The 14,231-nt window shown below is 68.9% G+C and carries 12 protein-coding genes; 1 reads left to right on the plus strand and 11 read right to left on the minus strand.

The genetic code is table 11. From position 1 onward, the window contains the following. Positions 1–138: 138 nt before the first annotated feature. The 9 genes from DIE21_RS34475 to hutH form a co-directional block, all read right to left on the minus strand. Complete coding sequence (locus tag DIE21_RS34475) at positions 139–1,476, minus strand: glutamine synthetase family protein (RefSeq protein WP_124501823.1); 1,338 nt, start codon at positions 1,474–1,476, stop codon at positions 139–141. A gap of 12 nt (positions 1,477–1,488) precedes the next feature. After that, entirely contained in the window at positions 1,489–2,295 is an 807-nt protein-coding gene (locus tag DIE21_RS34480; RefSeq protein WP_124501824.1) for a gamma-glutamyl-gamma-aminobutyrate hydrolase family protein, read from the minus strand. 703 nt (positions 2,296–2,998) lie between these two features. Next, positions 2,999–3,796: an N-formylglutamate deformylase gene (gene hutG, locus DIE21_RS34490; protein ID WP_124501826.1), complete on the minus strand. Its 798-nt coding sequence runs from the start codon at positions 3,794–3,796 to the stop codon at positions 2,999–3,001. A 60-nt stretch (positions 3,797–3,856) separates the two neighbouring features. Further along, the gene (locus DIE21_RS34495; protein WP_124501827.1) at positions 3,857–5,233 is read right to left on the minus strand and encodes a formimidoylglutamate deiminase; all 1,377 of its coding nucleotides are present in this window, start codon (positions 5,231–5,233) and stop codon (positions 3,857–3,859) included. Positions 5,234–5,256: 23 nt separating this feature from the next. Further along, a complete protein-coding gene (hutI, locus tag DIE21_RS34500; protein ID WP_124501828.1) occupies positions 5,257–6,480 on the minus strand; it encodes an imidazolonepropionase in 1,224 nt (407 codons plus the stop codon). A gap of 4 nt (positions 6,481–6,484) precedes the next feature. After that, positions 6,485–7,123 (minus strand): HutD family protein, encoded by a 639-nt coding sequence (locus DIE21_RS34505; RefSeq protein WP_124501829.1) that lies wholly within the window; start codon positions 7,121–7,123, stop codon positions 6,485–6,487. A 2-nt stretch (positions 7,124–7,125) separates the two neighbouring features. After that, on the minus strand, positions 7,126–8,814 hold the full coding sequence (gene hutU / locus DIE21_RS34510) for a urocanate hydratase (protein ID WP_124501830.1): 1,689 nt from the start codon (positions 8,812–8,814) through the stop codon (positions 7,126–7,128). A gap of 38 nt (positions 8,815–8,852) precedes the next feature. Next, on the minus strand, positions 8,853–9,548 hold the full coding sequence (hutC, locus tag DIE21_RS34515) for a histidine utilization repressor (protein ID WP_124501831.1): 696 nt from the start codon (positions 9,546–9,548) through the stop codon (positions 8,853–8,855). Between the two features lie 4 nt (positions 9,549–9,552). Beyond that, positions 9,553–11,076 (minus strand): histidine ammonia-lyase, encoded by a 1,524-nt coding sequence (gene hutH / locus DIE21_RS34520; RefSeq protein ID WP_124501832.1) that lies wholly within the window; start codon positions 11,074–11,076, stop codon positions 9,553–9,555. A gap of 226 nt (positions 11,077–11,302) precedes the next feature. Here hutH and DIE21_RS34525 point away from each other — a divergent pair, with 226 nt between their 5' ends. Then, positions 11,303–12,223: a glutamate/aspartate ABC transporter substrate-binding protein gene (locus DIE21_RS34525; RefSeq protein ID WP_124501833.1), complete on the plus strand. Its 921-nt coding sequence runs from the start codon at positions 11,303–11,305 to the stop codon at positions 12,221–12,223. 21 nt (positions 12,224–12,244) lie between these two features. Here DIE21_RS34525 and DIE21_RS34530 read toward each other — a convergent pair whose 3' ends face one another. After that, positions 12,245–12,997, minus strand: a complete 753-nt coding sequence (locus DIE21_RS34530; RefSeq protein ID WP_124501834.1) for a 4'-phosphopantetheinyl transferase superfamily protein — start codon at positions 12,995–12,997, stop codon at positions 12,245–12,247. A gap of 148 nt (positions 12,998–13,145) precedes the next feature. Further along, on the minus strand, positions 13,146–14,210 hold the full coding sequence (locus DIE21_RS34535; protein ID WP_124501835.1) for an alpha/beta fold hydrolase: 1,065 nt from the start codon (positions 14,208–14,210) through the stop codon (positions 13,146–13,148). Positions 14,211–14,231 lie beyond the last annotated feature (21 nt).

The raw sequence follows: 14,231 nt of genomic DNA on the forward strand, positions 1-14,231 counted from the left end.
GCGCGATTGAGCGCGCCCATGTCCGAGAACGGGTGGATGTGGTGCGCGGCGTCGAGCGCGCGGTATTCGGCGGTCGTCCGCGCGGCGGCGGCTTCGTTTCGTTCGGTCATGTTTGCTCCGCGAGTCGGTGCCGCACGCTCACACGTGCAGCAGCAGATGACGGCGTTCCCACGAGCTGATCACGCGGAAGAACGCTTCATATTCGGTTTCCTTCAACGCCAGGTACGCCTTCACGAACTTGTCGCCGAGAATGCCGGCGAGCGGCGTGCATGCGGCCATCAGCGAGATGCCCTCCTCGAGATTGCGCGGCAGCTGGTACGGCAGGTCGTAGCCGTCGGACGCAATCGGCTCGGTCGGCGCGAGCTGCTGCGTGAGACCGAGATAACCGGCCGCAAGCGTCGCCGCGAATGCGAGGTACGGGTTGCAATCGACGCCCGGGATCCGGTTCTCGATGCGCCGCGCGACCGGCGTCGACTGCGGGATGCGGAACCCGACCGTGCGGTTGTCGTAGCCCCACTGCACGTTGATCGGCGCGGCCATGAAACGCGACAGGCGGCGATACGAGTTGATGTACGGCGCGAAGATCGGCATCAGCGCGGGCGTGTATTTCTGCAGTCCCGCGAGATAGCTGTGGAACATCGGTGACACGACCCCGCCTTCGTCGGCGAACAGGTTGTCGCCGGTGCGCGCATCGGCGAGGCTCTGGTGGATGTGCATCGCGGAGCCCGGCTCGCCTTCCATCGGCTTGGCCATGAACGTCGCGTACATGTTGTGCCGCAGCGCCGCCTCGCGCACCGTGCGCTTGAACAGGAACACCTGGTCGGCGAGCGACAGCGCGTCGCCGTGCACGAAGTTGATCTCCATCTGTGCGGCGCCGACCTCGTGGATCAGCGTCTCGATGTCGAGGCCCTGCATCTCGCAGTACTCGTAGATGTCCTCGAACAGCGGATCGAACTCGTTGACGGCCTCGATCGAATACGACTGGCGGCCCGTCTCCGCGCGGCCCGTGCGCCCGACCGGCGGACGCAACGGCAGGTCGGGATCGGCGTTCATGTCGACCAGGTAGAACTCGAGCTCGGGCGCGACGACGGGCTTCCAGCCCTTCGCCTTGTACAGGTCGAGTATGTGGCGCAGCACATAGCGCGGCGAGATCTCGACCGGCGAGCCGTCGAAGTGCACGCAGTCGTGGATCACCTGCGCAGTCGGGTCGACCGCCCACGGCACCAGGCAGATCGTCGACGGATCAGGCACGCACACCATGTCGGGATCGGTCACGCCGGTCAGCGTGCCGTCCTCCGGATAGTCGCCGGTGACGGTCTGCACCATCACGGCCTGAGGCAGGCGCATCGATTCGCCGGATTCGAATTTGTTGCGCGGAATGATCTTGCCGCGCGCGATGCCGGCCATGTCGGGAATGATCGCCTCGACTTCGGTGATGCGGTGCTGACGCAGGAATTCGCTCAGTTCGGGTTGCATGATCGGCCTCGTTCAGTCGACGTCGGATGCGGCAGGCGACGGCATGGTGCCGCCGGCCGCATGAATGCGGTGTGTCATGCGCGCGCGGCACGCCGCGCCGAATGCCGCGAAGATGTCGCGCGACAGCGGCTGTTCCGCGAAACGCCATTCGGGGTGCCACTGCACACCGAGCGCGAACGCGCGCGCGCCGCGTACGCTGACGGCCTCGATCAGCCCGTCGGGCGCGCTCGCTTCGACCGCGAGCCCCGCGCCGAGCCGCGCGATGCCCTGGTTGTGCAGCGAATTGACCATCGCGTCCTGCGCGCCGCGCGCGACCCGTTGCAGCAAGCCGTCCGGCGCGAGCTGCACGCGGTGCGCTGGGCCGTACTGCCGCTCGAGCGGATCGCCGTCGCGCTCGCGATGATCGTGGAAGCCGGGGCTCGCATGCAGCCGCTGATGCAGCGTGCCGCCATACGCGACGTTCAGCTCCTGCATGCCGCGGCAGATCGCGAGCACCGGCACGCCCGCGTCGATCGCCGCGCGGATCAACGGCAGCGCGGTCGCGTCGCGCGCGGGGTCGTGCAGCGTGTCGGGCGTACTCGCCGGGCCGCCGTAGTGATGCGGCTCGACGTTCGAATAGCTGCCGGTCAGCAGCAGCCCGTCGATCGACGCAACGATCGCGTCGACCGGCTGCCGCGCTCCCAGCGCGGGCAGCACGAACGCGAGCGCGCCGGCGCCGTCGACCAGCGCGACGAGATACTTCTCGCCGGCCGTATGGTTCGGATGGGCGCCGCGCAGCATGCGGTCGGCAGTGACGGCTACGATCGGGCGCGGTCGCATGATCGCCTCCGCGATAAGCGCGCGACGCGTGCGGACGCGCGCAACGGTGGAAGCCCGCGGTGGCGCGACACGCGCCCATGCGCGATCGTGCCGCGCGGACGGTGCGGCAACAGTCGGTGCGGCCCGATGCGAAAGAGGAGAAGGACGCTAGGGCAACAATGACGCGCTGCCGTCGCACTGCACCGCGCTGAATACGTGCGCGGCCACCAGGTTGAAGCGGCGCAGGCCGCAATGGGACACAGCGAAGAAACGAGGCTCGCGTATGAGGGCGGCGCGCGTGCCGCGATCAGCATGCCGGATCGGCCCGGCCTGAGGCGGCGCGCCCGCCGACGGACTTCGGGTCCGGCGTATCGAAGGGCTGGCGGCTTTCACGATCGTACTCGACTGACTGATGAAGGCAGGACACGTGTCGCTATGAAGCGGAGGCGGCAATGCCGCGCGGCGACACGTCGGCAAGGTGTCTCGCAACGGATTCCGGCGCGGTGCGGCGCTGATCGACGCCGTCGCCGCCGCTGCGCGCGTGACAACTTCCTGACATTCAGCTTATATCACCTGAAAATTGCGTCAAATTTTCAGGTGTCGATCCCGACATCGATCAGACGAAAAGAACGGCATCGGCCGGCCGGGTCGATGCCGTTTTGTGCACTGCGCCGGCGTGCGCACTGCGCGCCGGCGGCCGTGGCGCGCGCAGCGTGCCGACGGATCAGCGATGTGCGAGCGCGGTTTCGACGAGCGTCCGCAGCAGCGGCACGATCCGCGCGGCACGCGCTTCGTCGTACGCGTACGGACGCGTTTCTTCCATGTAGGTGATCTGTGACAGTTCGAGCTGCACGGCTTCGACGCCGGTGGCGGGCACGCCGTAGTGACGCGTGATGTAGCCGCCCTTGAAACGTCCGTTCGCGACGGCCGTATATCCGCCGTGCGCGGTCACGCATGCGGCGAGCGCCTCGGCAAGGCCGGGCGCGGCGCTCGCGCCGCTCGACGTGCCGAAGTTGAAGTCAGGCAGGCGGCCTTCGAAGAAACGCGGCACGTGCGAGCGGATCGAATGCGCTTCCCACACGAGCACACGGCCGTGCTCGCGCTTCAGGCGCGCGATCTCGCCTTGCAGCGCGTCGTGATACGGGCGCCAGTAGCGGTCGCGGCGGCGCATGATCTCGTCGTTGCCGGGCAGCGCATTCGCCGGATACAGCGGCGCCTTGTCGAACGTGTCGACCGGCACGAGCCCGGTCGTGTCCTGCCCCGGGTACAGGTTCTCGTTGTCGGGCGGACGGTTCAGGTCGACGACGTAACGCGCGTGCGACGGCACGAGGATCGATGCGCCGAGCGTCGCCGCGAACCCGTACAGCCGCTCGAGGTGCCAGTCGCAATCGTCGACGAAGCGCGCGTCGGGCGTCATCGTCGCGGCGATGTCGTCGGGGATGTGGGTGCCTGCGTGCGGAATCGAGATCAGCAGCGGCAGCGTGCCCTGCTTCAGCGTGAATACAGCCGGTTGTTCAGTCATGTCGCATCACCGTAAGAGTCTTGCCGGCGCACGCGCGCGGCGTGCGCCGGGTGCCGCGCGTCAGCGCAGCAGTTGCGCCAGCGCGGCGCGATAGTCGGCATACGCGAGCGCTTCGTCGCGATGGCGGCGGCCGCTCACGACGCGTTCGCCGCCGGTGTAGACGTCGCGTACCGGCGTGTCGCCGTGCTCCGCGAACACCGCGCCCGACAGCCAGGCTGCGCTGCCGTGTTCGGCGATCGCCGGATGGTCGGGATCGAGCACGAGCCAGTCGGCGCGGCAGCCTTCGCGCAGCGCACCGATGCGCCGCCCGCTGGCCTGCGCGCCGCCCGCGAGCGACGCGTCGAACAGCCGGTCGGCGACCTGCGCCTGCGTGTCACTCGCGAGCACGTTGCGCGCGCGATGCACGAGCCGCTGCCCGTATTCGAGCAGGCGCAGCTCCGAGCGCCAGTCGACCGATGCGTGGCTGTCCGAGCCGACGCCGATCACGCCGCCCTGCGCGAGAAAGTCGACGGCCGGGAACACGCCGTCGCCGAGGTTCGCTTCGGTGGTCAGGCACAGGCCGGCCACCGCACGACGCTTCGCGAGCGCGGCCGTTTCGGCCGCATCGACGTGCGTCGCGTGCACGAGGCACCAGCGCGCATCGACGTCGAAGCGATCGAGCAGCCATTGCACGGGACGCGCGCCGTAGGCCCGCACGCAATCGTCGACTTCGGCCGTCTGCTCGGCGATGTGAATATGCACCGGCGCCTCGTCGGGCAGGCCTTCGAGCAGCACGCGCAGCCCGTTTTCGGACACCGCGCGCAGCGAATGCGGCGCGACGCCGTAGCGCAGGCCGCCGTGCTCGGGCGCGACGCGGCGCATCGAGTCGAGCAGTTCGAGCAGGCCGTCGGGCGTATTGATGAAGCGGCGCTGGTCATCGCGCGGCGGCTTGTTGCCGAAGCCGGCGAACTGGTACGACACGGGCAGCATCGTGATGCCGATGCCGGCCGAGCGCGCCGCGTCGATCACGCGCGTGCCGAGTTCCGCGATCTGCGGATAGCGCGAGCCGTCCTGCGTGTGATGCACGTAGTGGAATTCGCATACCGACGTGTAGCCGCACTTGAGCATCTCGACGTACAGCCAGCGCGCGATCGCCGCGAGCGCGTCGGGCGTGATCTTCAGCGCGAAGCGGTACATCAGGTCGCGCCAGCTCCAGAAGCTGTCGGCGGGATTCGCGCGGTATTCGGTGAGCCCCGCCATCGCGCGCTGGAACGCGTGCGAATGCAGGTTCGGCATGCCGGGCAGCACGGGCCCGGCCGCGCGCGCGACGCCTGCCGGCGCATCGGTGTCGGGCGTCACGTCGGTCAGCGTGCCGGCCGCGTCCCAGCGCAGCAGCACGTTGCGGCGCCAGCCGTCGGGCAGATAGGCATGGTCCGCGAACAGCGTCATTTCGGTCATGGTGAGTCTCGTCTGTTGCAAGGCTAGCCGTTCATCCGGCGAAACACCGTCGCACCGCCGCGCACGACCTGCTCGCACAGCGGCCGGCCGATCCAGTAAGCGAGCTCCGACAGCGAGCCGACCGACCAGGCCGCGAAATCGGCCTGGCGACCGATCTCGAGCGCACCGTGGCGATCCGCGCGGCCGAGCGCCGCGGCCGCATGGCGCGTCACGCCCTGCAGCACTTCGGGCACCGTCATCCGGAACAGCGTGCAGCCCATGTTCAGCGTCAGCAGCAGCGATTCGAGCGGCGACGTGCCGGGGTTGTGGTCGGTCGCGAGCGCGATCGGCACGCCGTGCTTGCGCAGCAGCTCGATCGGCGGCAATTGCGTTTCGCGAATGAAGTAATACGCGCCGGGCAACAGCACGGCGACCGTGCCGGCTGCCTTCATCGCCTCGATGCCGGCTTCGTCGAGAAATTCGAGGTGCTCGGCGGACAGCGCGCGATAGCGCGCGGCAAGCGCGGTGCCGCCCGCGTTCGACAACTGCTCCGCGTGCAGCTTCACCGGCAGGCCGCGCCGCGTCGCGGCCTCGAACACGCGCTCGGTCTGCGCGAGCGAAAAGCCGATGCGCTCGCAGAACACGTCGACCGCGTCGACGAGCCCTTCGTCGGCGAGCGCCGGCAGCATCCGTTCGCACACTTCGTCGATATAGTCATCCGCGCGGCCCGCGTATTCCGGCGGCAGCGCGTGCGCGCCGAGGAACGTCGTGTAGACCGTGACCGGAAAGCGCTCGCCGAGCTGGCGCGCGACGCGCAGCATCTTGCGCTCGCTCGCGAGGTCGAGCCCGTAGCCCGACTTGATCTCGATCGCGCTCACGCCTTCGGCGAGCAGCGGCTGCAGGCGTGCGGCGGCCTGCACGAACAGCGTCGTCTCGTCGGCCGCGCGCGTCGCGCGCACCGTCGACACGATCCCGCCGCCCTGCCGCGCGATTGCCTCGTAGCTGACGCCGGCGAGGCGCTGCGCGAACTCGTCGGCGCGCGTGCCGCCGTACACGAGGTGCGTGTGGCAGTCGACAAGGCCCGGCGTCACCCACGCGCCGTGCAGGTCTTCCCGCTGCCAGTGTGCGTAACCGTGCGGCAGCGCGGAAAATGCGCCCAGCCACACGATCGTGCCAGTTTCGTCGACGGCGATCGCCGCGTCGTCGATCGTTTCGTCAGGGTGGCCGTGCGGACACAGCCTCAGGTGATGCCAGACAGTCGGTTTCATGCGTTCAGTCTCGTTCGCCGACGGCGAGCGACACGGCGAGCAGCGCGCCGCCTCCGCTCACGACGACGTCAAACGCACGCCGCGGCCCGTCGAGCCGCAGCGTGTCCATTTCCTGCAGTGTGTAGTGCGCGCCGTCGATCCCGATGCCGACCGCGCCGGCCGCGCAGAACAGCAGCACGGTATCGGCGCGCTCGACGCGGTGCGTGCCTTCGGGCCACACGTCGACGCTCCCGCGTGCGGCCGAGCGGCGCGTCATCAGGTTGAAGTCGCGCGTCGCGCCGTCGTGCAGCGTCGCGTCGATCGGCGTTTCCCCGGCAAAATCCGCACGGGCGAGCGACGCGTCGAGCACATGGCGCGCACCGCCCGCTTCCGCGAGCGTCATGCCCGCGCCGGACAGCAGCACGAGCGTGCGGTCGACGCCGTCGAAACGCGAGAACGGCCCGGGTGCGCCGACGTCCGCAACGCTCACGCGCCACGCGAACGCATCGAGCGCGGCGCCCGGCGGCGCCCCGAAGGACGTCCCCTCGGGGGAAAATGCCGCGATTTCGCGCGTCACGCCGCCGCCGTTCTTCCACGGCGACGCAACGAGATCCGCCGCGCGGATCAGCGTTGCGTGCACCGGCGCCTGGTCGAGCGCCGTCATGCTCAGCGGCCGAGCATCGGCAGCTTCAGGCCGGCTTCGCGGGCCGTCTGCTGCGCGAGTTCGTAGCCGGCATCCGCATGGCGCATCACGCCCGTCGCCGGATCGTTCAACAGCACGCGGCCGAGACGCTCGTGCGCGTCGGCGGTGCCGTCCGCGACGATCACGACGCCCGAGTGCTGCGAGAAGCCCATCCCGACGCCGCCGCCATGGTGCAGCGACACCCACGATGCGCCGCCCGCGGTGTTCAGCAGTGCGTTCAGCAGCGGCCAGTCGCTCACGGCGTCCGAGCCGTCCTTCATCGATTCCGTCTCGCGGTTCGGGCTCGCGACCGAACCGGTGTCGAGGTGGTCGCGGCCGATCACGATCGGGGCCTTCAGTTCGCCGTTCTTTACCATCTCGTTGAACGCCTGGCCGAGGCGATAGCGATCCTTCACGCCGACCCAGCAGATCCGTGCCGGCAGGCCCTGGAACGCGATGCGCTCACGCGCCATGTCGAGCCAGTTGTGCAGGTGCGGATCGTCGGGGATCAGCTCCTTCACCTTCTGGTCGGTCTTGTAGATGTCTTCCGGATCGCCCGACAGCGCGACCCAGCGGAACGGACCCTTGCCTTCGCAGAACAGCGGGCGGATATAGGCCGGCACGAAGCCCGGGAAGTCGAACGCGTTCTCGACGCCCATTTCCAGCGCCATCTGGCGGATGTTGTTGCCGTAGTCGAGCGTGGCCGCGCCGCGCTCCTGCAGCGTCAGCATCGCGCGCACCTGGACGGCCATCGACTGCTTCGCGACCTTCACGATGCTTTGCGGATCGACCTTCTGCGCCTCGCGCCATTGCGCGACGGTCCAGCCTTGCGGCAGATAGCCGTTGATCGGATCGTGCGCGCTCGTCTGGTCGGTCACGCAATCCGGCGTGACGCCGCGCTTGACGAGTTCCGCGAACACGTCGGCCGCGTTGCCGAGCAGGCCGACCGACACCGGCTTGCCGGTGCGCTTCGCTTCGTCGATCATGCCGAGCGCTTCGTCGAGCGTCGTCGCCTTCTTGTCGACGTAGCGCGTTTTCAGGCGGAAGTCGATGCGCGTCTCGTCGCACTCGACCGCGATCATCGAGAAGCCGGCCATCGTCGCGGCCAGCGGCTGCGCGCCGCCCATGCCGCCCAGGCCGCCCGTCAGGATCCAGCGGCCCGACGGGTCGCCGTTGAAGTGCTGGTTCGCGACCGAGAAGAACGTTTCATAGGTGCCCTGCACGATGCCCTGGCTGCCGATGTAGATCCAGCTGCCGGCCGTCATCTGGCCGTACATCATCAGGCCCTTGCGGTCGAGCTCGTGGAAGTGGTCCCAGTTCGCCCAGTGCGGCACGAGGTTCGAGTTCGCGAGCAGCACGCGCGGCGCATCCTTGTGCGTGCGGAACACGCCGACCGGCTTGCCCGACTGGATCAGCAGCGTTTCGTTTTCCTCGAGATCCTTCAGCGACGCGAGAATCTGGTCGTAGCATTCCCAGTTGCGCGCCGCGCGGCCGATGCCGCCGTACACGACGAGCGCATGCGGATGCTCGGCGACTTCCGGATCCAGGTTGTTCTGGATCATCCGGTAGGCCGCTTCGGCCAGCCAGGTCTTGCAGGTTTTCTCGCTGCCGCGCGGTGCGCGGATCGTGCGCGTCGGATCGAGGCGGGGATCGATGTGTTTCGGATGGTTCATGACGACTGCTCCCGAGGGAAAGTGAATATCAATAGGAATCAGAAATGCCCGGTGAAGCGATAACGGCTGCCGGGGTGCCACAGATTCGCCACCGAGGCGACGACGCCCTGCGACCAGGTGCGCCGATGTAAAACCAGACACGGCTCGACGTCGTCCATCCGCAGCTGCTCGCGCCGCTCGGGCGCCGGAGCCGCCGCTTCGATCCGGTACTCGACGCGCTGCAGCGGCGCCGCGCGCATCAGGTACAGGTTCGGCGTCGTGTTCGTGAAGTCCTGCTCCGCATAATCCGGCGCGATCGCCGGATTCACCCACCGTTCTTCGAGCTGGACGGGTTCGTCATTCTCGAAGTGCAACACCTGCGAATAAAACAGCTTCGCGCGCACGGCCACCTGCATCTCGTCCGCGAGCGCCTCGTCGGCCCGGATCGTCTCGAGGCCGAGCACGCTGGCGCGGTACGCATGCCCGCGGGCATCGACCTCTTCCGAGATGCTGCGGATCGCGACGAGCGTCGACTCGTACTTCGGCCGCGCGACGTAGGTGCCGGCGCCCTTCATGCGCGTGAGCACCTGCTCGGCCGTCAACTCGCGCAACGCGCGGTTGACGGTCATGCGCGCGACCTTGAACTCGCGGGCCAGTTCGTTCTCGGAGGGCACCTGGTCGCCCTCCGCCCACTCGCCGGCGTGAATGCGGCCCAGGATGAAATCCTTGATCTCCTGGTAGACCGGCGCGCTCATGGGCTTACTGTTCCGAGGCGAACGAGAACGGCGCAACCTTCGCGAACGCGCGCTCGCCGACGAGCGTAGCGATCACGGCGATGTCCGGTGCGAAGTAGTGGTCGAGCTCGTAGTGCGCAACCTTGCCGCGGATCGTTTCCATCACGGGCGCGAGCTTCGGGCTCGTGTGGTACGGCGCGCGCAGGTCGACACCCTGGGCGGCGGCCAGCAGTTCGATCGCGAGGATGTGCTTCGTGTTGTCCGCGATGTCGGCGAGCTTGCGTGCGGCGAACGTCGCCATCGACACGTGGTCTTCCTGGTTCGCCGAGGTCGGCAGCGAGTCGACCGACGCCGGGTGCGCGAGCGTCTTGTTTTCCGATGCCAGCGCGGCGGCCGTCACGTGGGCGATCATGAAGCCGGAGTTCACGCCGCCGTCCTTCACCAGGAACGGGGGCAGGCCCGACAGCGTCGCGTCGATCAGCAGTGCGATGCGGCGCTCGGCCAGCGCGCCGATTTCCGATGCGGCAAGCGCGAGGTTGTCGGCCGCGAATGCGACGGGTTCAGCGTGGAAGTTGCCGCCCGACAGCACTTCGCCGGTATCCGGGAAGATCAGCGGGTTGTCCGACACGGCGTTCGCTTCGATCAGCAGCACGTCGGCGGCGTGGCGCATCTGGTCCAGGCATGCGCCCATCACCTGCGGCTGACAGCGCAGGCTGTACGGATCCTGCACCTTGTCGCAGTCGCGGTGCGACTGGTTGATCGGCGAGCCTTCGAGCAGGTCGCGATACGACGCGGCCGCGTCGATCTGGCCTTGATGGCCGCGCAGTGCGTGGATGCGTGCGTCGAACGGCTTCACCGAGCCGGCTGCCGCGTCGACCGACAGCGCACCCGCGACGAGCGCGGTGCGGTACAGGTCTTCGATCGCGAACATGTTGTCGAGCGCCAGCGCCGTCGACGCCTGCGTGCCGTTCAGCAGCGCCAGGCCTTCCTTCGCCTGCAGCGTGAGCGGCGCGAGGCCCGCGACGCGCAGACCGTCGAGCGCGCTCGCGCGCTCGCCGCGGATGAACACTTCACCGACGCCGAGCAGCACGGCCGACATGTGCGCGAGCGGCGCGAGGTCGCCCGATGCGCCGACCGAGCCCTTCACCGGGATCAGCGGCAGCACGTCGGCGTTGAACAGCGTGATCAGCGCGTCCATCACCTCGCGGCGGATGCCCGAGTGGCCGCGGCCGAGGCTCGACAGCTTCAATGCCATCAGGAGGCGCACCGACGAACGCGCCATCGGCTCGCCGACGCCGACCGCATGCGACAGCACCAGGTTCTTCTGCAGCAGCTCGAGCTGATCGTGCGGGATGTGCGTGCTGGCCAGGCGGCCGAAGCCCGTATTGATGCCGTAGGCCGGCTCGCCCTTTGCCGCGATGTCGGCGACGGCCTTCGCGCCGGCGTCGATCTTCGCGAAGCTCGCCGGGTCGAGCTTGAGCTGTACGGATTCGCGAGCGATCTTGCGCAGTTGCGGGAGGGTCAGGTGGCCGGGGGTCAACGTAATCATGTGAGCAATCCTGTCTAGACAAGTTCGGGATGAGTTGCAGTGTAGCCACCGGAACTTGTCTAGACAACCCCGTTTTTCATGATTTCGACTCGGGAGTTTCCCTGATGCCCGGCGCGGCCCGCCGGACCGGCCCGGCAGGCAGGGTAATTAACATATGTTGCAAATATTTTATTTTTGGCAACATACGAATCCTCACTCCCCTGCAACCTGCCTCTGGAGACCTACCATGACCATCCCGCCCCGGTTGACCGCCCTGTCCGGCCGCAGCCTGCTCGTCGCCGCCTGCGCGCTCGCGTGCGGCACGTCGCTCGCCGCCGAGCCGCTGTCCGGCACGCTCGAGAAGATCCGGCAGGCCAACCTGATCTCGATCGGCCACCGCGAGACGTCGGTGCCGTTCTCCTATGTCGACGCGAGCGGCAAGGTGGTCGGCTTCTCGCAGGACCTGTGCGACCGCGTGATCGCCGCGGTGAAGGCACGCACCGGCAAGCCCGACCTGCAGGTGCGCTTCATTCCGGTCACGTCGCAGAACCGCACCCCGCTGGTGCAGAACGGCACCGTCGATCTCGAATGCGGAGTGACCACCAACCTCGCCGCGCGCCACGCGCAGGTCGCGTTCTCGAGCACCTTCTTCGTCGCGACGACACGCCTGCTCACGCGCACGAGCTCGGGCATCCGCGACTTCCCCGATCTCGCCGGCAAGACGGTCGTGACCAACCAGGGCACCACGTCCGAGCGCCTGCTGCGCAAGATGAACGAGGAAAAGAAGATGAACATGCAGATCATCAGCGCGAAGGACTACGGCGAAGGACGCCTCACGCTCGAATCGGGCCGCGCGGCCGCCTACATGATGGACGACGTGCTGCTCGCCGGCGTGCGCCAGCTCGCGGCGAAGCCGGCCGACTGGACGATCGTCGGCACGCCGCAATCGTCGGAGGCGTACGGGTTCATGCTGCGCAAGGACGATCCGCAGTTCAAGGCGCTCGTCGACGGCGTGCTCGTGCAGTTGATGAAGCGCGGCGAGATCAATGCGCTGTACGACAAGTGGTTCATGAAGCCGGTGCCGCCGAAGGGGCTCGCGTTCGACTTCCCGATGAGCGACGTGATCAAGGCGCGCTATGCGGCGCCGAACGACGCGCCGCTCGAGTGAGCAGCGCGTGCTGACACAGGCTCAGCGCTTCCACGCGACGCACGCCGCGTAGCCGGGCGCCGCGTCGAGCCAGCCCGCGTCGAACGCGGCCACGCCGGCGGCCGGCGCGGCCGGCTCGACGATCGTCGTCGCGGGCGTCGCCGCATCGCGCGGCGGCACGACCGCGAATGCGCGCAGCCCGCCGACGATGCCGGTACCGAGCGCCTTCAGCAGCGCCTCCTTCGCGGACCACACGCGCATGAACGCGTCGGCACGCGCGGCGAGCGGCAGGCCGTCGAGATACGCGGCCTCGGCGGCCGCGCACACTTCGCGCGTCAGCGCGCGCCAGTCGGTCAACCGGTTGCAGCATTCGATATCGACGCCGACGCGCCCCGTACCTGTCCATGCGACGAGCGCATGATCGCCCGCGTGCGACACGTTGAAATCGAGCGTCGCGCGGTGCGCGGGATCCAGCGACGGCCGTCCCGATTCGTCGACGACGATCGCGATGTCCCGCGGCGCAACACCGAGCGCTGCACCGAGCACGTCGCGCAGCGCGGCGCGCGTCGCGGCACTGCGCACCGCATCCTCGTGCCGCAGGTAGCGCACGGCACGCGCGCGCTCGGCGTCGCTCAGTGCCGCGTAAGCGGGCGACGCGAGCGGCACGCGCCAGTCGAAATCGATGCGCGCGACCTGCACGCCGGCACGCGACGCGGCCGGCGGCACCTCGAGCCGGTGCACGCGCCACGCGCGGGACAGGTCGGCGGGAATCTCGGAATCGGGCGGAATGGACATCGGCACGCAGCAGCCAGTCGAATCAAACGTCCGATGTTAATCGATCGCGCGGAACGGAGACCGACACGTCGCGGCCGCGATTGTCGGCAGCGGCAGCCGGCGCGGCCGCTTCGGCGATACAACGGCCTGGCCGCGCATGCGGGCGAGGTCACCCGTGCGCGACCGCACCTGGCATGCCGCTACCCGCCAGTCTCGCCCGCTGCGCCGGATGGCGCGCGTGGACGCTGCCGGGCGCATCGGCCTGCAGTGCGCCGTGCTGCAGCCAGTACAGCGCGACGGGCCACAGCGTGTCGGTGAAGCGGCTGTGGAAGAACGCAAAATGGCCGATCTCGTCAGCGCCGATGTCGCGCGGCGCGATCCGCAGGTGCGTGACGTCGCTGCCCGTGTAGTAGCCGACCAGCCGTTCGATCGCGTCGACCGTGCCGAACCCGTCGTCGTCGAGGCCGATCGCGAGCATCGGCGCCGACAGCCGCGCGAAGCGGGCCGGCAACGCGGCGCGGCTCGCCGCGGTTTCGGCGAGCGGGCCGTGTGTGTAGGCGTCCTCGAAGCGCGGTTGCGAGCGCACCCACGACAGCGCGACGCCGCGCGGCGTGTCTTCCATCCAGCCGAGCCGCTTCGCGGGCACGTAGCCGAACACGGCCGCGAGCGCCGGCATCGCGACGTGCCACTTCCACCACATGCGCCGCCGCTCTTCCGGCCGATAGTCGCGCCAGTACGCATACTGCGCGCCGACGGTCACCACGTGACGCACGCAAGCGTTCGACGCCGCAAGACCGAGCACGCAGCCGCCGATGCTGTGCGCGACGACGTCGAGCGGCTGGCCCGGAAACGCGTCGCGCGCGTAGTGCAGCGCGGCCTCGCAATCGAGCCGCCCCCAGTCGAGCCAGTTCGCGCGCAGCGTCGCGAGCCGCGCGGGGCGCGAGCCGCCGATCCCGCGATAGTCGTAGACGAGCACGTCGCGCCCCTGCGCGAACAGCCAGGCCGCGAAGCGGAAGTAATAGTCGCAGCGCACCGACGTCGCACAATTGACGATCGTCACGGGCCGCACGGCGCCGCCGCCGCGATGCCGCCACACGTAGCCGCGCAGCACGTAACCGTCGGCCGCGCTCAGCGTCACGGGCTCCGGCGGCAACGCGCCCGCCGGGCGCTCGGCCGCCTGCTGCGTCGCGCGCGTGCCGCGCACGGCCCCGCCTGCTTCGTTCGAAATCGTCATCCTGTCTCCTGTACGGCACTG

This window comes from Burkholderia sp. Bp9140 (assembly GCF_003853425.1).
GTDB lineage: Bacteria > Pseudomonadota > Gammaproteobacteria > Burkholderiales > Burkholderiaceae > Burkholderia.

Excerpts from the sequence above, each read along its gene's own strand:
- DIE21_RS34475 (WP_124501823.1), bottom strand. The coding sequence starts at position 1,476 with ATGCAACCCGAACTGAGCGAATTCCTGCGTCAGCACCGCATCACCGAA.
- DIE21_RS34480 (WP_124501824.1), bottom strand. The coding sequence starts at position 2,295 with ATGCGACCGCGCCCGATCGTAGCCGTCACTGCCGACCGCATGCTGCGC.
- hutG (WP_124501826.1), bottom strand. The coding sequence starts at position 3,796 with ATGACTGAACAACCGGCTGTATTCACGCTGAAGCAGGGCACGCTGCCG.
- DIE21_RS34495 (WP_124501827.1), bottom strand. The coding sequence starts at position 5,233 with ATGACCGAAATGACGCTGTTCGCGGACCATGCCTATCTGCCCGACGGC.
- hutI (WP_124501828.1), bottom strand. The coding sequence starts at position 6,480 with ATGAAACCGACTGTCTGGCATCACCTGAGGCTGTGTCCGCACGGCCAC.
- DIE21_RS34505 (WP_124501829.1), bottom strand. The coding sequence starts at position 7,123 with ATGACGGCGCTCGACCAGGCGCCGGTGCACGCAACGCTGATCCGCGCG.
- hutU (WP_124501830.1), bottom strand. The coding sequence starts at position 8,814 with ATGAACCATCCGAAACACATCGATCCCCGCCTCGATCCGACGCGCACG.
- hutC (WP_124501831.1), bottom strand. The coding sequence starts at position 9,548 with ATGAGCGCGCCGGTCTACCAGGAGATCAAGGATTTCATCCTGGGCCGC.
- hutH (WP_124501832.1), bottom strand. The coding sequence starts at position 11,076 with ATGATTACGTTGACCCCCGGCCACCTGACCCTCCCGCAACTGCGCAAG.
- DIE21_RS34525 (WP_124501833.1), top strand. The coding sequence starts at position 11,303 with ATGACCATCCCGCCCCGGTTGACCGCCCTGTCCGGCCGCAGCCTGCTC.
- DIE21_RS34530 (WP_124501834.1), bottom strand. The coding sequence starts at position 12,997 with ATGTCCATTCCGCCCGATTCCGAGATTCCCGCCGACCTGTCCCGCGCG.
- DIE21_RS34535 (WP_124501835.1), bottom strand. The coding sequence starts at position 14,210 with ATGACGATTTCGAACGAAGCAGGCGGGGCCGTGCGCGGCACGCGCGCG.